The 16,731-nt window shown below is 70.5% G+C and carries 22 protein-coding genes and 1 tRNA gene; 14 read left to right on the top strand and 9 right to left on the bottom strand.

What is annotated here, in order from left to right:
- From murI to G406_RS0134850, 4 genes are all read left to right on the top strand, one after another.
- Positions 1-813, top strand: a complete 813-nt coding sequence (gene murI, locus G406_RS0134865) for a glutamate racemase (protein WP_037080426.1) — start codon at positions 1-3, stop codon at positions 811-813.
- Positions 810-1,175 (top strand): hypothetical protein, encoded by a 366-nt coding sequence (locus G406_RS0134860; protein WP_028937408.1) that lies wholly within the window; start codon positions 810-812, stop codon positions 1,173-1,175. The genes murI and G406_RS0134860 overlap by 4 nt, the downstream gene beginning before the upstream one ends.
- Entirely contained in the window at positions 1,168-1,572 is a 405-nt protein-coding gene (locus G406_RS0134855) for a hypothetical protein (RefSeq protein ID WP_028937407.1), read from the top strand. Before G406_RS0134860 ends, G406_RS0134855 begins: the two co-directional genes overlap by 8 nt.
- A 63-nt stretch (positions 1,573-1,635) precedes the next feature.
- On the top strand, positions 1,636-2,421 hold the full coding sequence (locus G406_RS0134850) for an MBL fold metallo-hydrolase (RefSeq protein WP_028937406.1): 786 nt from the start codon (positions 1,636-1,638) through the stop codon (positions 2,419-2,421).
- A 79-nt stretch (positions 2,422-2,500) separates the two neighbouring features.
- Here the strand turns inward: G406_RS0134850 and G406_RS0134845 are convergent, their stop codons facing one another.
- On the bottom strand, positions 2,501-2,965 hold the full coding sequence (locus tag G406_RS0134845) for a DUF2231 domain-containing protein (RefSeq protein WP_028937405.1): 465 nt from the start codon (positions 2,963-2,965) through the stop codon (positions 2,501-2,503).
- Between the two features lie 65 nt (positions 2,966-3,030).
- Here G406_RS0134845 and rph point away from each other — a divergent pair, with 65 nt between their 5' ends.
- Together rph and rdgB are read left to right on the top strand one after the other, a co-directional pair.
- Positions 3,031-3,807 carry a ribonuclease PH gene (gene rph, locus G406_RS0134840; protein WP_028937404.1) on the top strand — a complete coding sequence of 259 codons (777 nt, stop codon included), beginning with the start codon at positions 3,031-3,033 and terminating at the stop codon, positions 3,805-3,807.
- Positions 3,804-4,403, top strand: coding sequence for an RdgB/HAM1 family non-canonical purine NTP pyrophosphatase (rdgB, locus tag G406_RS0134835; protein ID WP_037080186.1), 600 nt, complete (start codon positions 3,804-3,806; stop codon positions 4,401-4,403). The genes rph and rdgB overlap by 4 nt, the downstream gene beginning before the upstream one ends.
- A 148-nt stretch (positions 4,404-4,551) precedes the next feature.
- Here rdgB and G406_RS0134830 read toward each other — a convergent pair whose 3' ends face one another.
- The 3 genes from G406_RS0134830 to G406_RS0134820 all read right to left on the bottom strand — a co-directional run bounded on the left by G406_RS0134830 (position 4,552) and on the right by G406_RS0134820 (position 7,118).
- Positions 4,552-4,923, bottom strand: a complete 372-nt coding sequence (locus G406_RS0134830; protein ID WP_028937402.1) for a carboxymuconolactone decarboxylase family protein — start codon at positions 4,921-4,923, stop codon at positions 4,552-4,554.
- A 195-nt stretch (positions 4,924-5,118) separates the two neighbouring features.
- A complete protein-coding gene (gene pcaB / locus G406_RS0134825; RefSeq protein ID WP_028937401.1) occupies positions 5,119-6,399 on the bottom strand; it encodes a 3-carboxy-cis,cis-muconate cycloisomerase in 1,281 nt (426 codons plus the stop codon).
- Between the two features lie 62 nt (positions 6,400-6,461).
- Complete coding sequence (locus G406_RS0134820) at positions 6,462-7,118, bottom strand: LysE family translocator (protein ID WP_245607323.1); 657 nt, start codon at positions 7,116-7,118, stop codon at positions 6,462-6,464.
- A 311-nt stretch (positions 7,119-7,429) separates the two neighbouring features.
- On the opposite strand from G406_RS0134820, the gene G406_RS57480 reads away from it, so the two are divergent.
- A complete protein-coding gene (locus G406_RS57480; RefSeq protein ID WP_156935318.1) occupies positions 7,430-7,849 on the top strand; it encodes an HNH endonuclease signature motif containing protein in 420 nt (139 codons plus the stop codon).
- Positions 7,840-7,917: transfer RNA gene (locus tag G406_RS0134810), tRNA-Leu, on the top strand. The genes G406_RS57480 and G406_RS0134810 overlap by 10 nt, the downstream gene beginning before the upstream one ends.
- A 5-nt stretch (positions 7,918-7,922) precedes the next feature.
- Here the strand turns inward: G406_RS0134810 and bcp are convergent.
- On the bottom strand, positions 7,923-8,390 hold the full coding sequence (gene bcp / locus G406_RS0134805; protein ID WP_028937399.1) for a thioredoxin-dependent thiol peroxidase: 468 nt from the start codon (positions 8,388-8,390) through the stop codon (positions 7,923-7,925).
- A 26-nt stretch (positions 8,391-8,416) separates the two neighbouring features.
- A complete protein-coding gene (locus G406_RS0134800) occupies positions 8,417-8,764 on the bottom strand; it encodes an antitoxin (protein WP_028937398.1) in 348 nt (115 codons plus the stop codon).
- A 72-nt stretch (positions 8,765-8,836) separates the two neighbouring features.
- On the opposite strand from G406_RS0134800, the gene G406_RS0134795 reads away from it, so the two are divergent.
- Positions 8,837-9,058 carry a DUF3618 domain-containing protein gene (locus G406_RS0134795; protein ID WP_028937397.1) on the top strand — a complete coding sequence of 74 codons (222 nt, stop codon included), beginning with the start codon at positions 8,837-8,839 and terminating at the stop codon, positions 9,056-9,058.
- A 15-nt stretch (positions 9,059-9,073) separates the two neighbouring features.
- Positions 9,074-10,150 (top strand): ABC transporter ATP-binding protein, encoded by a 1,077-nt coding sequence (locus G406_RS0134790; protein WP_028937396.1) that lies wholly within the window; start codon positions 9,074-9,076, stop codon positions 10,148-10,150.
- A gap of 41 nt (positions 10,151-10,191) precedes the next feature.
- On the opposite strand, the gene G406_RS0134785 is transcribed toward G406_RS0134790, so the two are convergent.
- Entirely contained in the window at positions 10,192-10,752 is a 561-nt protein-coding gene (locus G406_RS0134785; RefSeq protein WP_028937395.1) for a hypothetical protein, read from the bottom strand.
- Between the two features lie 106 nt (positions 10,753-10,858).
- Positions 10,859-11,317 carry a limonene-1,2-epoxide hydrolase family protein gene (locus G406_RS0134780; protein WP_051343105.1) on the bottom strand — a complete coding sequence of 153 codons (459 nt, stop codon included), beginning with the start codon at positions 11,315-11,317 and terminating at the stop codon, positions 10,859-10,861.
- 55 nt (positions 11,318-11,372) lie between these two features.
- On the opposite strand from G406_RS0134780, the gene G406_RS0134775 reads away from it, so the two are divergent.
- Entirely contained in the window at positions 11,373-12,209 is an 837-nt protein-coding gene (locus G406_RS0134775) for a TrmH family RNA methyltransferase (protein ID WP_051343104.1), read from the top strand.
- Positions 12,206-13,405, top strand: coding sequence for a DUF445 domain-containing protein (locus G406_RS0134770; protein ID WP_028937392.1), 1,200 nt, complete (start codon positions 12,206-12,208; stop codon positions 13,403-13,405). The genes G406_RS0134775 and G406_RS0134770 overlap by 4 nt, the downstream gene beginning before the upstream one ends.
- 102 nt (positions 13,406-13,507) lie before the next feature.
- On the opposite strand, the gene G406_RS0134765 is transcribed toward G406_RS0134770, so the two are convergent.
- Entirely contained in the window at positions 13,508-14,632 is a 1,125-nt protein-coding gene (locus tag G406_RS0134765) for a methyltransferase (protein ID WP_028937391.1), read from the bottom strand.
- Between the two features lie 801 nt (positions 14,633-15,433).
- Between G406_RS0134765 and G406_RS0134760 the strand changes: the two genes are divergently transcribed.
- Positions 15,434-16,072, top strand: coding sequence for a LysE family translocator (locus G406_RS0134760; RefSeq protein WP_028937390.1), 639 nt, complete (start codon positions 15,434-15,436; stop codon positions 16,070-16,072).
- Positions 16,073-16,131: 59 nt separating this feature from the next.
- Positions 16,132-16,677 carry a TetR/AcrR family transcriptional regulator gene (locus G406_RS0134755; protein WP_342666266.1) on the top strand — a complete coding sequence of 182 codons (546 nt, stop codon included), beginning with the start codon at positions 16,132-16,134 and terminating at the stop codon, positions 16,675-16,677.
- The last annotated feature ends 54 nt before the right edge of the window (positions 16,678-16,731 follow it).

Genomic DNA, 16,731 nt, shown 5'->3' with positions numbered 1-16,731 from the left:
ATGTTCGACTCCGGTGTCGGCGGGCTGACCGTGGCCCGCGCGGTCATCGACCAGCTGCCGGCCGAGAAACTGATCTACGTCGGCGACACCGCGCACAGCCCGTACGGGCCGAAGTCGACCGCCGAGGTGCGGCGCCACGCCTTGGACATGGCCGACGACCTGGTCGAACGCGGCGTGAAGATGCTCGTCATCGCGTGCAACTCGGCGTCCTCGGCGTGCCTGGTCGACGCCCGCGAGCGCTACCCGGTTCCGGTCGTCGAGGTGATCCGCCCCGCGGTGCGCCGCGCGGTGGCCGCCACCCGCAACGGACGGATCGGGGTACTCGCCACCGAGGTCACCATCCGTTCCGGCGCCTACACCGACACGTTCGCCGCCGCGCGGGACGTCGAGGTGGTCCCGGTCGCCTGCCCGAGGTTCGTCGACTTCGTGGAACGCGGCATGACCAGCGGCCGGCAGGTCCTCGGGCTGGCGCAGAGCTACCTCGAACCGTTGCAGCGCGCGCAGGTCGACACGGTGATCCTGGGTTGCACGCACTACCCGCTGCTGTCCGGCGTCCTGCAGCTCGCGCTCGGTCCCGAGGTCATGCTGGTGTCCAGCGCCGAGGAGACCGCAAAGGACGTGCTGAGGGTCCTCTCCGAGCTGGACCTGCTGCGCGAGCCGCTCACGGCCGACGCGCCGCCCGTCCGGCACGAGTTCCTGGCGACCGGTGAGCCGGAGCCGTTCCGCAAGCTCGGCCGCCGTTTCCTCGGCCCCGAGATCGAGTCGGTGGCGTCCCTGCCGCTCCCGGCGCAGGCGGTATCGTCCGGCAGGTGATCCACGGGCTGGCTGTACTGCTGCTGGTGCTGACCGGTGTGCTGGCGATCTTCGGGATCGTCACCACCCTGCTGAAGCGCCCCGTCGAGCAGCCGATGGTGCGCGCGGTCGGCGTGGTCGAGGTGCTGCTGATCGTGCAGGCGGTGATCGGCGCGGCGCGCGTGTTCGGTGGGATGCGGCCGGTCGAGACGTCCACGTTCCTGATCTACCTGCTGGTCTCGGTCGGGGTCCTGCCGATCGGGCTGCAGTTCGCCCGCGCCGAACCGAGCCGCTGGGGCGGCACGGTCGTCGCCGTGGCCTCGGTCGCCGTGGGTGTCGCGGTGCTGCGGCTGCTCCTGCTGTGGGGCAACACCGGTGCCTGAGGAGACTCGACCGACCGCGACCGGTCCCGGCCGGGTCCTGATCGCTGTCTACGCGGTGTTCGCGCTCTCGGCGACCGCACGCGCGGGTGTCCAGCTGGTCACCCGCTTCCACGAGGCGCCGATCGCCTACCTGCTGTCCGCGTTCGCCGGGGTGGTGTACATCCTGGCGACCGTCGGGCTCGCGATGACCGGGCCGGGCGCCCGCCGGCTCGCGTGGATCGCGGTGTCGATCGAGCTGACCGGCGTGCTCGTCGTCGGCACGCTGAGCCTCGCCGACCGCGCGGCGTTCCCGAAGGCGACGGTGTGGTCGGACTACGGCTCCGGTTACGGCTGGGTGCCGCTGGTGTTGCCGATCATCGGGATGGTGTGGCTGTACCGAACCGGCCGACGGAACTGATTCAGCTCCTGAAATATGCCGCTTGACCCGGCCGAACAGCGTTAAAAAAGGCAAGATGTCGCCATGGAACTCACGGTGCTGGGGTGCTCGGGCAGCGGACCAGGGCCGAATTCACCGTCATCGGGTTACCTGGTCCGGATCGGCGACCGCACCCTGGCCCTGGATCTCGGCAACGGCGTCCTGGGCGCGATGCACCGTGAGCTGGACCCGTTCGACCTGGACGGGCTGTTCCTGTCGCACCTGCACCCCGACCACTGCTCGGACGTCTCGTCGCTCGTGGTCTACCGGCGCTACCACCCGGCGCCGCCGTACCCGCCCGCCAGCAGGCGGCTGCCGGTCTACGGTCCCGCCGAGACGGCGGACCGGCTGGTCGCCCAGTACGGCACCTGCGCGTACGAGCGGGACACCGAGGACCTCACCGACGTCCTGGACATCCGAAGCGTCGGCGATGGCGATCGGATCGACTTCGCCGGTGCGGTTCTGCGTACGCGCCGCGTCGTGCACCCCTGCGAGTCCTACGCGATCCGGGTCGAGTACGAGGGCCGCAGCCTGGTCTACAGCGGCGACACCGCGGCAAGCCCCGCGCTGGTCGAGCTGTCCCGGGGCGCCGACGTGATGCTGTGCGAGGCGACCTGGCCGCACACCGGGCCGAACGGCGAGTTACCCCCGCCCGGAATCCACCTGTCCGGAACCGAGGCGGGCGAACACGCGGCAGCGGCCGGAGTGGGGCGCCTGCTGATCACCCACGTGGCGGTCTGGCACGACGCGGCGATCCTCCTGGCCGAGGCGAAAGCGACGTTCAACGGCCCCGTGGAACTGGTGTCAGCGGGCGCCCACTACAAAATCTGAGCTCGCACAGAGGTTCTGCACGCCGCGCAGAGGCTCCGGCCTCTGTGTGGCGTACGGAAGGTCTGTGCGAGCTACGCGGTTACTGGCCGGTGCCCTCCCAGACCGCTAGAGCGCCCGCGTGGCCGATCCAGATCACCAGGTACGTCACCACCAGGCCCAGGATCGCCGCCAGCACCGCCACACCGACGGTCACCTTGGTCAGGACCCCGGGAGACCGGTCCGCGCGCCGGCCCAGCAGCAGCGCGGCCAGCAGCACCACGGCGTACAGGACGACGAACGGCAGCAGCTTGTCGGCGCGGCCCTCGTGGACCTCGACCAGCGGACCGCCGCCGCCCATGGCCTCCTTGAGCTGGTCACCGGTCGTCGTGGCGAGTGGCACGGCGAGCGTGCCGACCAGGGCGATCAGGAAGACCCACGGGCCCAGGGTCCGCCGCCACACGGGACGTGCCGCGACCAGCAGTGTGCCCAGCGCCGCCAGCGGAAGCAGGACCACGACCGCGTGAATGATCAGAGGGTGAGCCGGTAGGCCACCGAAGGTAATCATGGCCGTATTTCTAGTCGGTCCAACCACCGGCGGTACCGGCACGGGGGTGGTCGTAGGGTGGCCCGGTGACGCGAGGAGACGGCAGGGCGGACGATGAACTCCGCCCGGTGGAGATCGCCAGGGGGTTCCAGCGGCATCCGGCAGGGTCGGTGCTGGTGTCCTACGGACAGACCAAGGTGCTGTGCGCCGCGAGCGTGACGGCGGGCGTGCCCCGGTGGCGCAAGGGTTCCGGGCTCGGGTGGGTGACCGCCGAGTACGCGATGCTGCCGTCGGCGACGCACACCCGCAGCGACCGCGAGTCGGTCAAGGGACGGGTCGGAGGTAGGACGCACGAGATCAGCAGGCTGGTCGGCCGTTCGCTGCGTGCCTGCATCGACCTCGCCGCGATCGGTGAGAACACCATCGCGATCGACTGCGACGTGCTGCAGGCCGACGGTGGCACCCGTACCGCCGCGATCACCGGCGCCTACGTGGCGCTCGCCGATGCCATCACCTGGCTGGGCGCCGCCGGCAGGCTGAACGACCCCAAGCCGCTGTCGTGCCAGATCGTCGCGGTGAGCGTCGGCGTCGTCGACGGGCGGGTCCGGCTGGACCTGCCCTATGACGAGGACTCCCGCGCCGAGGTCGACATGAACGTGGTCGCCACCGACGTGGGCACCCTGGTCGAGGTGCAGGGCACCGCCGAGGGCGCCACGTTCCCGCGCTCCACGCTCGACTCGATGCTGGACATGGCGCTCGCCGGGTGCGCCCAGCTCGCCGAGGCACAGACCGCCGCGCTGGCCGCGCCGTACCCGTACGAGCTGCCGAGCAAGTCGGGCGGCAAATCGGGCGGCAAGGAGTGAAGCTCCTGCTCGCCACCCGCAACCCGGGCAAGCTCGCCGAGCTGCGCCGGATCGTCTCCGAGCTGGACGCCGGCATCGAGGTGCTCGGCCTTGCCGACGTCGCCGAGTACCCTGAAGCACCCGAGACCGGCGCGACCTTCGCGGAGAACGCGCTGGCCAAGGCCAGGGACGCGGTCGCGGCGACCGGGCTGGCCTCGGTCGCCGACGACTCGGGTATCGCGGTGGACGCGCTCAACGGAATGCCCGGGGTGCTGTCCGCGCGCTGGATCGGCCGCCACGGCGACGACCAGGGCAACCTCGACCTCGTGCTCGGTCAGCTGGCCGACACCCCCGACGAACGCAGAGGAGCCGCGTTCGTGTGCGCCGCCGCGCTCGTCACCCCGGACGGAACCGAGACCGTCGAGCACGGCGAATGGCGCGGCCGGCTGATCCGCGCGCCGCGCGGCACGAACGGCTTCGGCTACGACCCGATCTTCGTTCCCGAGGGCGAGCAGCGCACGTCGGCCGAGCTGTCGCCGGAGGAGAAGGACGCCGCGTCGCACCGCGGCCTAGCCTTCCGCGCGCTCGCTCCCGCGCTGCGCGCACTCGTTTCCTGAGCAGAGGGAACCGGACGGGCCCGGCGTGCGTCTGTACTCGGTAACCGGGCAGCGACATCGAACCGGTTGATGGCGTCCGGCGGGCACGAGCCGGAGGACCATCGCGTGCGGCTCGGCCCCGTGGGCGCGGGGCCGGGCCGTACGCTCGTCAGCCGGTCTCCTCCGCGATCACCTTCTGCGCGACCGCGAACGCCGAGTTCGCGGCGGGCACCCCGCAGTAGATCGCGGTCTGCATCAGCACCTCGGCGATCTCCTCCGCGCTCAGCCCGTTGCGCAGCGCGCCCCGAACGTGCGCGGCCAGCTCGCCGTGATGCCCGCCGGCCACCAGCGCGGTCAACGTGATCGCGCTGCGCATCCGCCGGTCCAGGCCGGGCCGGGTCCAGATACCGCCCCACGCGTAGCGGGTGATCATCTCCTGGAACTCGCCGGTGAACTCGTCCGCGCGCTCCAGCGCCGCGTCCACGTACTCACTGCCCAGCACCTCACGCCGTACCGCGATGCCGTCGGGGTCGAGATTCATGTTCTCCGGCCTGTCCTCGCGCTCAAAATCCCAAAGGGGCACCCTCCGGGCGCCGCCTTTGAGATTTTCGGCCTTCGGCCCCGGGCGCGCTTGTTGTCACCCTGAGAGCCGCCCCTCGGCTACGAGGGTTCTTGTTGACATTCACTACGCCGGCCTTCGCCGGAACTCCCTGCGGGAGACTTGCGGAGCCAGTTTTCACGATAGTCGCTCGTTCGGCGGAGTCGTAGCCAACACCCGATCGACGAAGGCAGGCGCGGACCCCAGATAGCCCGCGGGATCGGCGATGCCGTGCTCGGCGAGCAGCTCGGGCAGCCGTCCGGCGAAAGCGGCCTCCCGGACCGCCGCCGCTGCCCCCGTGCCCAGCTCGGCGCGCAGCACCCCGGACAGGCGCTCGGCCAGCAGCGACGGGTCGACCGCGGTGGCCGCCATCGCCTCGACGTCCGGCTGTAGGTCGGTGAGCAGCCGTCCGGTTGCCTCGGCCGCGCCACCCGCCACCCGCAGCAGGGTGCGCCACGGTTGCCACTCCGCGTGCCAGGCGCCGGAGGGACGCTCGTTCTCGGCGAGCAGACCGAGGTGCAGCGCGCTCGCCTCACCGGGCGCCTGCCGCGCGGCCGCGACGATCAACGCGGCCGTCACCGGGTTGCGTTTCTGCGGCATCGCGGACGACTCGCCGCCCGCGTCGCCCAGGACCTCACCCAGCTCGGTCTGGGCCAGCACCGTGACGTCCAGCGCGGCCTTGCCGCAGGCCCCGGCACTTAGCGCCAGCGCGGCGCCCAGCTCGGCGACCGGGGTGCGCACGGTGTGCCACGGCGACGGCCGTGCGGCGAGACCGCACTCGGCGGCGAACGCGTCCGCGACGGCGACACCGTCGGTGCCCAGCGCGGCGAGGGTGCCGGCCGCGCCGCCCAGCTGCGCGGGCAGCTCACGCCGGACCTGGCCGCACCGGCGCCCGGCGTCGGCGAGGCCGGACAGCCAGCCGGCGACCTTGACGCCGAACGTCGTGGGCACGGCGTGCTGGCTCAACGTCCGGCCCGCCATCGGCGTGCTCCGATGCTCGCGCGCCAACCGAGCCGCCGCTGTACTCGCCACGGACAGCCCGGCGAGCACGGAGGAGTCCAACACCCGCGCGCTGACGAGCATCAACGCGGTGTCGAGGACATCCTGGCTCGTCGTTCCCCGGTGAACCCATTCGGCCGAGCCCTCGCTCACCGCCGCGCGCAGCTGCTTGACCAGCGGGATCACCGGGTTGCCACCGCTGCGCGCTGCCAGCGCCAGTGCGCGGACGTCGACGGTGAGCTCCGCGCACACCTCGGTGACCTCGCGCGCCGCTGCCTCGGGCGCCAGGCCGACGGCCGCCAGCGCGCGGCTCAGCGCCGCCTCGGCGTCGAGCATCGCGCGGACCACGGCCGCGTCTCCGGTCAGCTCCTCGGCGACACTTCCGGCCCACCCGGGCGCGAGCAGTCCCTGATCGAACACGGACTCACTCTAGGAGGGTGCTGGGCAACTCCGGCGGTAGGCCCGAGTCGCGCAGGACCCTCCTAGGAGCGTTCGAGCGCGACCCGCAGACCGAGCCCGATCAGCACCACGCCGGTCACCCGTTCCAGCACGAGACCCACCCGGGGGCGGGCGAGCAGACCGGCGAGACCGCCGACCGCGAGCGAGAACAACCGCCACCACAGGACCGCGATGGCCAGGAACAGCACGGCCAGCACCGCCGACGTGGCGGTGCGCGGTTCGCCCGCCGCCACGAACTGCGGCAGCAGGGTGAGGAACAGCAGCGCGATCTTCGGGTTCAGCAGGTTCGTCAGCAGTCCCTGGCGGTAGCAGCCGCGCCTGGTGAGCTCGGCGGTCGCCGCACCCGGGCCTTGCCGGGCGGTGTCCTCGGCGGGACGGACACTCTTGCGGCTGTGCCACAGTGCGGTGATCCCGAGCCACGCCAGATAGGCCGCACCGACGAGCTTCACCACGGTGAACGCCACCGCCGACGCCGCGAGCAGCGCGGACAGCCCCACTACGGCGGCCGTCGCGTGCACGGCGATGCCGCTGCAGCACCCGAGGCCGGTGTACCAGGCGAGCCGCGAGCCGCCGCGCGCGCCGTTGCGCAGGACCAGCGCCATGTCAGGGCCCGGCGTGACGGTCAGTACCGCGACCACGAGGAGGAACGGCACCAGCAGGCTCGGCACGACGATGCTCACGGAGAACAGGCTAAGGGATATGTCGTGATATCGAATATATGTTCGAGTAGGATGAGTGCATGCCTCGCACTCCTCGATGGACCGACGAGCAGCTCACCGCCGCGGTCGCGGAGAGCACCTCGCTGGCTCAGGTGTGTCGCAAGCTCGGCCTGGTCCCGGGCCGCTACGACACCTTGCGCCGGCACATCGCGAGACTGGAGCTCGACATCTCTCACTTACCAGTGGCGTCGCCTTCGGCGCCGCCACGGCCGGGGGGACGGCGTGGGTGGAGGGTGTCAGAGCACCAGCTGGCGCAAGCAGTACGAGAGAACGTGACGGTCTCCGATGTGCTTCGCAGCCTTGGTTATGAGCCGAATGGCGGCATGCACCGGATGATCGTCAAGAAGATCAGGACTCGCGGGTTGGACACCGGTCACTTCCTTGGGCAAGGCTGGTCGCGGGGGCAGAAACGACCGCCGAAGCCAAGGATTCCGTTGGAGAAGATCCTCGTGGAGGACTCGCCTTATCAGAGTACGGGCCATCTTCGGCGCAGGCTGATCGCGGCTGGGCTGAAGCAACCCGAGTGCGAGGAGTGTGGCCTGCGAGAGTGGCGTGGCAAGCCACTCCCGCTGGCGCTTGATCACATCAACGGCAACCACTCGGACAACCGGTTGGAGAACCTGCGTATTCTGTGTCCGAACTGCCACGCGTTGACGGACACCTGGTGTGTCAGCAACCGGAAGCCGGCGTAGCCCAACTGGCAGGAGGCATGATCTTTAGGTGGTCAACAGTGCGGGTTCGAATCCCGTCGCCGGCACCAGCTAGCTAGACCTTGATGTCCTTGCGGAGCTTGGCCACGTGGCCGGTGGCGCGCACGTTGTACTGGGCCACCTCGATCTTGCCGTCCGCGTCGATGACGAACGTCGAGCGGATCACGCCGGTCACGGTCTTGCCGTACATCTGCTTCTCGCCGAACGCGCCGTACTCGGTGAGCACGGCCTTGTCCGGGTCGGACACCAGCGGGAACGTGAGGCCCTCGGCGTCGCGGAACTTGGCGAGCTTGGCCGGCTTGTCGGGGGAGATCCCGATGACGTCGATCCCGGCGCCGCCCAGCTCGGCGAGGCTGTCGCGGAAGTCGCAGGCTTGCTTGGTGCAGCCGGGCGTGCTGGCGGCCGGGTAGGCGTAGAGGATCACCCGACGGCCCCGGTAGTCGGCGAGCGATACCGGGTTGCCGTCGGCGTCGGGCAGTGTGAAGTCGGGGGCCGGGTCACCGGGCTCGAGGCGCGAGGTCATGGGCGTGACGGTACCGGCCCCGCTGGTCAGGCGGTCGGCGGCTCCGGGGTGTCCGTCCGGTTGCCGGGTGGCGGAGGGGTGGAGTTGCCGGGCGGGGGCGGCGTGGAGTTGCCCGGGGGCGGCGGCGTCGAGTTGCCGGGCGTGTCCTCGGTGCGGTTGGCGCCCGCGAGCTGGTCGACGCCCTGCTCGACGTAGCCCGCGACCTTGCCGACCTGGTCCGCGTACTTGCCGCCGGTCTTGTCGTTGACGAAGCCGACGACCTTGCCGAGTACGCCCTTGATCTGCTCCTCGTGTTGGGCGGCCTGTTCGCTCGCGCCGTCGCGGAGCTTGCCGGCGAGCGCTTTGCCTTGCTTGATGATGTCCTCGGAGTCCATTACCCAAGCGTATCGCTGTGAGCGAGTCGTCTACGGTTTCGCGCAGGAGCTGTCCCTATCAGAGGAGGACCCGTGGCGCGCGACCCGGACACCATTCAGCGTGAGATCGAGCAGGCACAGCAGGCACTGGCCGACACGGTCAACGTGCTCGCCGAGCGGGCGAACCCGAAGAAGCTGGTCGACGGCGGTAAGGCGTCCATCCAGGACAAGCTCGCCGAGCCGAAGGTCAAGTACACCCTGATCGGGGTGGGCGCGATCGTGGCGGTGCTGTTGGTCCGGAAGCTGCTGCGCTGACCTTCGGGGTATCACGTGGCTGAGGTGAGCTTTGCGGGGGCATCGCGGCTGTTCCCCGGGACGCCGCCGGTGCGCGCGGTCGACAAGCTCGACCTGCGGGTCGCCGACGGCGAGTTCCTGGTGCTGGTCGGCCCGTCCGGTTCGGGCAAGTCGACCGCGCTGCGCATGCTCGCCGGGTTGGAGGACGTCGACGAGGGGTCGGTCCTGATCGGCGGCAGGGACGTCACGACGGAGGCCCCCAAGGACCGGGACATCGCGATGGTGTTCCAGTCCTACGCGCTGTACCCGCACATGACGGTCGCCGAGAACATGGGCTTCGCGCTGAAGCTGCAGCGGTTGCCGAAGGCTCGGATCGCCGAGCGGGTCGCCGAGGCGGCGCGGCTGCTCGACCTGACGCCCTACCTTGACCGGCGGCCCCGCGCCTTGTCCGGTGGCCAGCGCCAGCGGGTGGCGATGGGGCGGGCGATCGTGCGTGAACCGTCGGTGTTCCTGATGGACGAGCCGCTGTCGAACCTGGATGCCAAGCTGCGGGTGGAGACCAGGGCGAACATCACCGCGCTGCAGTCCCGCCTCGGCACCACGACGCTCTACGTGACGCACGACCAGGTCGAGGCGATGACGATGGGGCACCGGGTCGCGGTGCTGCGGGACGGGGTGTTGCAGCAGTGCGCGACGCCCCGGGAGCTGTACGACCGGCCGGGCAACACGTTCGTGGCGGGTTTCATCGGGTCGCCCGCGATGAACCTGGTGACCGTGACGGTCGGGGACGACGGTGCCCTGCTGGCCGACGACCTGGTGGTTCCGCTGCCCAGGGGTGCCGTGAGCGGCCCGGAGGTCGTGCTGGGCGTGCGCCCCGAGGGGTTACGGCTGGTGGGCGAGGGTGGGCTGGCGATGACCGTCCAGCTCGTCGAGGAGCTGGGCGCGGATGCCTTCGTCTACGGCGAGGCGATGATCAACGGCGCCGCGAAGCGGATCGTCGTGCGCGTCTCCGACGGTGCGCTGCCGGCGTTCGGTGAGACGGTCCGGGTCGCGCTGCGCGAGCCCCACCGCGTCCACCTGTTCGACCCGGCCACCGGCGTACGCAACCCGTGAGTGCCGCGGCCACCTATAGGCGGCCGCGGCACTCACGGGTTCTAGGCGGTGGCTCCGGTCTGGGTGGCGGCGGTGGGCTCGGCGGAGCCGTTGCGGCCGATCGAGCGGGTCGCCCAGCGGGCGGGGCCGGACAGCGCGCGGCTGGCCAGGCCGTTGCTCGGCTGGCCCTGCGCCTCCGGCGACTCCGCCGCGGCCGGATCGACGGGTGTGGGCTGCCGCGCGGCGTGCGCGGCCAGGTCCCGGTCCTTCTCCCTGCGCAGCAGGTCGGCGAGCACCGCGCGGTCGTACTTGGCCTCCGCCACCTCGGCGCGCCTGCGTGCCTCGGTGTGGTCCTGGCGGGCGTCCTTGCGCGCGGACCGCAGCTTCGTGCGTCGCTTCTCGGCGGACTTGATCGCCTTCTTCAGCTCGGCGATGCGGATCAGGGCCTCGCTGAGGCTCGCCTCGTCGTCACGCTTCCGCTGCGAGGTGGCTCGCAGCTCCTCCTCCAGCGTGCTCAGCTTCGTGGCGGACTCGTCGGCCGCGCTCGTCCTGGCCAGCAGGGTCTCGCGGCGGCGGTCCAGGGTCGAGGCGGCGTTCTTACCGGACTTGGTCTTACGGGACATCGTGATTCCTCTTCGTCGGCACACCGGGTGCCCAGGGGGAGCGGCGCACCCGCGCGGTGGTCAACTATTCGTTGACCTTCCCCCTCAACCTAGCAGCCGGTGTCCGTCACTTGCGTCGCAGGTTCCTCGCCATCCCGACCAGCGCCTTTCCCGCGCCCTTCGCCGCCGCGCCCAGCAGGTTGGCCCAGTCGAAGTAGTCGCGCCACAGCACGATCCGGCCGTCGCGGACCTCGAACGTGCCGCACACCCAGAACTCCGAGCGAATCTTGCCGACCTCGATGATGTCGGTCCGCTCGGTCAGCACGGTGTTCCCGTCGCCGACGATGCGGTGGTTGATCGCCTCGAACGCGGTGCAGTACTTGCCCATCAGCGCGAGCTGCTTGGCCACCGCCTCCTTGCCCTGTGCCTTCGGCAGCGAGACGTTCTGGTAGACGATGTCCTCGGCGAGCAGCGCGAGCGCGGCGTCGATGTCGAGGCGGCCGAGCGCGTCGAGGAACGCGGTGACGAGATCCGACGCTGCGATCGAGTCCGTCGTCGCGGTGAGGTCGGTGCCGGGCTTGGTCATGACGTCCTCCGGAGTGGCTACGGGACATGGGTTTACCCGACAGTAGATTGCACGCGTGACACAAGCCAACGAGGTGATCACCAGCGCGGCCAATCCGCTGGTCAAACGCATTCGATCGTTGGCGGACCGCAAACATCGGCGCCGCGAGGGCGCGTTCGTCGTCGAGGGCGTTCAGCCGGTGTGGCGCGCGGTCGAGGCGGGCTGGACGGTCGAGACGCTGGTGGTGGCCTCGGAGCTGCTGCCCGACTCGGCCGCCGACATGGTGACGGCACAGCGTGCGCGGGGAGTGCGGGTCGCCGAGGTGAGCGCCGAGCTGGCCGGACGGCTGACCGAGCGCGACCGCTCGCCGGGGCTGTTCGCGGTGGTGCGGATCAGGACGACCGCCTCGGACTCGCTGGACGTGCCGGCGGACGGGGTGTTCGTTGCGCTGCACGACGTGGCCAACCCGGGCAACCTCGGCACGATCATCCGCACCGCGGACGCGGCCGGGGCAGCGGGTGTCCTCCTGGTCGGCGACACCGCCGACCAGTTCGCGCCCTCGGCGGTGAAGGCGAGCATGGGTTCACTGTTCGCTGTGCCCGTCGTGCGCCTGCCCGACCTGCCCACGTTCTTCGGCTGGGCGCGAGACCGTTCGGTCTCGGTGGTCGCCACCTCGGGGTATGCCGAGCGGGAGTACTGGTCGGGCGAGCAGTCGACCCCGTCGGCGATCCTGCTGGGCAGCGAGGGCGACGGGCTGCCGGACGTTGCGCTGGAAGGCGCCGACCGGGTGGTCCGGATTCCGATGGTCGGTACGGCCGAGTCGCTGAACCTCGCGGTCGCGGCCGGCCTGATGCTCTACGAGGCGCGACGGCACCGGATCGGGAGCCCGGACTCCAGGGGTACAGCCGAATGAGCTGGCTGACCTACCTGTCGATGCCGCTGTTAGCGGCGTTCATCGGATACACGACGAAGCTGGTCGCCATCGAGATGATGTTCCGGCCGATCGAGTTCGTCGGCAAACCGCCGCTGCTCGGCTGGCAGGGCATCATCCCCCGGCACGCGGGCCGGATGGGCAGCATCTCGATGAGCCTGTTGCTCGGCCGTCTGATCGACGTGAACCAGATTCTCGGCCGGCTCGACCCGAAGGCGCTCGGGGAGCACCTGCGGGAGCCGATGACGAAGGCGGTCACCGAGATCGGCACCGAGCTGATGGCGAAGTACCAACCGCAGCTGTGGGAGATGCTCCCGGAGGAAGCGCAGCGGCGGATTCTGGCGCAGATCGCCGCGCGGGCGCCGAAGGCGGTCGAGGAGCTGATCGCCGACCTGTCCCGCAACCCGGACGCCTACCTGGACGTGTGGGACATGGCGCTGCGCAACCTGATCGCCGACCGGGGCGCGCTGAACCGGCTGTTCCGCGACATCGGTGCGCCGGAGCTGAAGTTCATCGCGCGCAGCGGTCTGTACTTCGGGCTGGTGATCGGTCTGTTGCAGGCCGGCGTGTGGGCGCTGACGCACAACCCGCTGGTGATGCCGGTCTTCGGTGCGATCGTCGGGCTGACCACCGACTGGATCGCCCTGAAGATGATCTTCTTTCCGCGTGAGGAACGCCGCTACCTGGGGATTCGCTGGCAGGGCATGTTCCAGCGTCGGCGCCACGAGGTCATGGGCGACTACGCCAAGATGGTCGCCGACGAGGTGCTGACCGTGCCCGCGATGATGGACGCACTGCTGACCGGTCCGAAGTCGGACCGCTTGATCGGGCTGGTGCAGCGGCACGTGTCGGAGGTGGTGGACCGCCAGGTCGGCGTGGCGAGGCCGCTCGTCATGCTCTCCATCGGGACCCGCCGGTACCAGGAGTTCAAGGACGAGGTGGTCGCCAGGGCGATCGCCACCGCGCCGTCCACGATGGCGCCGGTCATGGCGTACGCGAAGGACGCGCTGGCGATCGAGCAGACCATCGTCGGCGCGATGCGCGCGATGACCCCGCTGGAGTTCGAGTCCGTCCTGCGCCCCGCCTTCAAGCAGGATGAGTGGAAACTGATCCTGGTGGGCGGCATCCTGGGCGCGATCGTCGGTGAGCTCCAGGTCCTCCTCCTGATCGGCCACTAGCGACCGCTGACCCGCACTGAGCTCAACTTCGCAGAGCCCCACGTCGCGTCGCAGACGCTGCGGCATCTGCGACGCAACACGACGCTCTGCGAGGTGAGAGGGTCAGGCGGCAGTCAGCCGGTAGAGGGAGATCTGTTCGGCTGACCTTGCCGCGTGCAGGGGATCCCGGGGGTCGGCCGCTCGGGAGTGCGCGGGGGTGGTGTCCGTTCGGGCGATCACCCGCAGGCCCGCCGCGTGGATCGCCAGCGTGAGCTCGTCGGCCCGGCGCAGGCCCAGCCGTTCCGCCAGATCCGACAGGACCAGCCAGCCCTCACCGGCCGGCTCGAGGTGCGCGGCGAGCCCGTGCAGGAAACCGGTCAGCATCCGGCTTCCCGGGTCGTAGACCGCGCGGTCCAGGTCGGTGCGGGCCGCGGCGGGCAGCCACGGCGGGTTGCACACGACGAGAGGGGCGCGCCCGGTCGGGAACAGGTCGGTGAGCTGCACCTCCACGCGTGCGCTGAGCCCGAGGTCGCGCATGTTGTCGGTGGCGCAGGCGACGGCCGACGCGGTGATGTCGGTGGCCACGATCCGCGCGACACCACGTGTGGCGAGCAACGCGGCGAGCACGCCGGTGCCGGTGCCGACGTCGATCGCCCGGCTGCGGCAGGGCAGCGGGGCGGCGGCGACGAGGTCGATGTACTCGTTGCGGGTGGGCGCGAACACCCCGTGACGTGGACGAATCCGGACCGGCGCGCCGTCCGGTCCGGTCCCGAGCGCGACGACCGGGACGCCGGCCGTGCGCCACTCGTGCGCGCCGATCACGCCGAGCAGCTCACGCAGCGCGATGACCGAGGGGCCGTCGAGCTCCGGGTACACCTCGGCGCAGGCCCGGGTGACGTCGGGTGCGTTCCGCAGCGGGATGACGAACCCGGGCTCGATCGGGACCAGCAGCATGCCCAGCCTGCCGGCTCGACGGGCCTGGTTGCGCCGCTGCTCGCGGAACGCCTCGGCCAGATCGGTGCCGTGCCGTCCCGGGGTGACCGGGATCCGTCTGCCGAGCGCGGTCAACAGCTGACGGGCGCCCCGATAGTCGCCGCGCCACACCATCCCGGTGCGCTGCCCGGCGAGCCGGGCCGCCCGGTCGGCCGTGAGCCGGTCGTCGGCGGCGACCAGCCGCCGAGGTGTGGTGCCGCCGGTGGCGGAAATCCAGCGAAGGGAATCGCCATGAAGAGAGAGCAAGCTGGTCATGAGACCTGTCCTGTGCGTGATGCGCGCACGTCGAAGAGCGCGCTGACCGGGTGAACTCCGATAGGTTCGACGCAGGTCAGCGCACGACGGCGGCATGCACAGGCGTTGCCATGAGACACAGACTAGCCCCCAAGCCACGCTGGTCCGCAGCGCAGCAAGGAGGGCCCGTCGAGTCGAGGGAGCTCCGGCACTGGCAGCCAGCCCGAGCGGCGGCTAGGTCGGCTGCGGGAGTCTCCGGAGGGGTTCCGGTGCTGGCAGCCTGGCTGGGCGACGGCTGAGTTGGCTCCGCGAGCCTCCGAGGGAGTTCCGGCGCTGGCGGCCTCGCTGAGCGGCGGCTAGGTTGGCTCCGCGAGTCTCCGAGGGAGTTCCGGCGCTGGCGGCCTGGCTGAGCGGCGGCTAGGTTGGCTCCGCGAGTCTCCGAGGGAGTTCCGGCGCTGGCGGCCTGGCTGAGCGGCGGCTAGGTGGGCTCCGCGAGTCTCCGAGAAAGTTCCGGCGCTGGCGGCCCGGCTGAGCGATGGCTAAGTCGGCTCCGCGAGTCTCCGAAGGAGTTCCGGCGAAGGCCGGCGCGGTGAATGTCCGCAACCAGACTCCCAACCCGAGTCGCGGCTCTCAAGGCTTACACAAGCGCGCGCCAGGGCCGAAGGCCGAAAATCCTAAAGGGGCGGGTCCGAAGGACCTGCCTGTTTAGGATTTTGAGCGCGGAACAGGCGAGAACAAGCCAGTACAGGCGAGAACAAGCCAGTACAGGCGAGAACAAGCCAGTACAGGCGAGAACAAGCCAGTACAGGCGAGAATAACGCAGTGCCGAGCCTGTCGACCTTGCTGTTCTTCGTTCTCGCCGTGTCTGTCCTGGTGGCGATTCCCGGGCCGAACCACATCTACATCGTGACCAGGGGGATCAGCCAGGGGCGCATCGCCGGGCTTGCTTCGGCGGCGGGGGTCGAGACGGGCACGCTGGTGTACTCCGTCGCCGCCGCCGGTGGGCTGGCCGCGCTGATTGCGTCCTCGGCGCTCGCCTACGACGCGGTGCGCTACCTCGGCGCCGCCTACCTGATCTTCCTGGGGTTGCGCGCGCTGCTGCGCTACACGCCGCCGAGTGCTCCCGGCGCGGTCGCGGCGGTGCCGCTGCGCCGGGTCTATCTCGAAGGCGTGCTGGTCAACGTCCTCAACCCCAAGGTGGCGTTGTTCTTCGTGGCGTTCCTGCCGCAGTTCGTGGAACCGGCCCGAGGTCCGGTGGCGCTCCAGGTCGTCGTGCTGGGCCTGATCATGGCGACGGTCGGGATGGTGAGCGACGTCGCCTACGCGCTGACGGCGGGCACACTGGGCGACCGGATGCGCAGCCGTCCGTCGTTGGCGCGCGGTCAGCGCTGGGTCACCGGCATCACGTATCTGGCGCTGGGGATCCTCGCCGCGCTCACCGGTCGCCCTGCCCGAACCTGAGCTCGACGGGCTACTGTTGAGAACAGACGTTCTCGGGTGGTGGACTCATGGATCAAGGCGTGGCACAGACTCAGCTGCTCGACGCGGCCGAGGAGCTCTTCTACGGGCGCGGCATCCAGTCGGTCGGGATGGACGACATCCGGTCGGCGTCGGGCCTGTCGCTCAAGCGGGTCTACCAGCTCTTCCCGGCCAAGGACCAGCTGGTGGTGGCCTATCTCGACCGCCGGGACATTCGGTGGCGGGGGCGGCTCACCGACCATGTGCTCGCGTCGGGCACGGACCCTCGGCAACGGATCCTGGCCGTGTTCGACTGGCTCGGGCAGTGGTTCGCCGAGCCGGACTTCCGGGGCTGCGCCTGGATCAACTGCTACGGGGAGCTGGGCGCGGTGTCCGAACAGGTCGCCGAGCTGGCCAGGACGCACAAGAGCGCGTTCCGCGGCTACCTGGGCACCCTGGTGGCCGACGCCGGTCTGCCCGAGGACACCGCCGAGCACCTGTACCTGCTGGCAGAGGGCGCGATGGTGACCGCGGGCATCTTCGGCACCCCGGCCTCGGCCGACCACGCACGCACCGCGGCCGCGGCCCTGCTCTCGGCCCACCCATGACACGAATGTGGCTTTAGGGACGTTCAACGTCCCTAAAGCCACATTCGTGCCGTG

Origin of the sequence: Actinospineispora spinosispora DSM 44797, from assembly GCF_000429025.1 — a bacterium.
In the GTDB taxonomy this organism is placed as follows: domain Bacteria; phylum Actinomycetota; class Actinomycetes; order Mycobacteriales; family Pseudonocardiaceae; genus Pseudonocardia; species Pseudonocardia spinosispora.
The sequence above is the reverse complement of the archived record's forward strand: the minus strand, read 5'-3'. Positions and strand labels throughout refer to the sequence as shown.

Excerpts from the sequence above, each read along its gene's own strand:
- murI (WP_037080426.1), top strand. The coding sequence starts at position 1 with ATGTTCGACTCCGGTGTCGGCGGGCTGACCGTGGCCCGCGCGGTCATC.
- G406_RS0134850 (WP_028937406.1), top strand. The coding sequence starts at position 1,636 with ATGGAACTCACGGTGCTGGGGTGCTCGGGCAGCGGACCAGGGCCGAAT.
- G406_RS0134845 (WP_028937405.1), bottom strand. The coding sequence starts at position 2,965 with ATGATTACCTTCGGTGGCCTACCGGCTCACCCTCTGATCATTCACGCG.
- G406_RS0134830 (WP_028937402.1), bottom strand. The coding sequence starts at position 4,923 with ATGAATCTCGACCCCGACGGCATCGCGGTACGGCGTGAGGTGCTGGGC.
- bcp (WP_028937399.1), bottom strand. The coding sequence starts at position 8,390 with ATGACCTCGCGCCTCGAGCCCGGTGACCCGGCCCCCGACTTCACACTG.
- G406_RS0134800 (WP_028937398.1), bottom strand. The coding sequence starts at position 8,764 with ATGGACTCCGAGGACATCATCAAGCAAGGCAAAGCGCTCGCCGGCAAG.
- G406_RS0134785 (WP_028937395.1), bottom strand. The coding sequence starts at position 10,752 with ATGTCCCGTAAGACCAAGTCCGGTAAGAACGCCGCCTCGACCCTGGAC.
- G406_RS0134780 (WP_051343105.1), bottom strand. The coding sequence starts at position 11,317 with ATGACCAAGCCCGGCACCGACCTCACCGCGACGACGGACTCGATCGCA.
- G406_RS0134770 (WP_028937392.1), top strand. The coding sequence starts at position 12,206 with ATGAGCTGGCTGACCTACCTGTCGATGCCGCTGTTAGCGGCGTTCATC.
- G406_RS0134765 (WP_028937391.1), bottom strand. The coding sequence starts at position 14,632 with ATGACCAGCTTGCTCTCTCTTCATGGCGATTCCCTTCGCTGGATTTCC.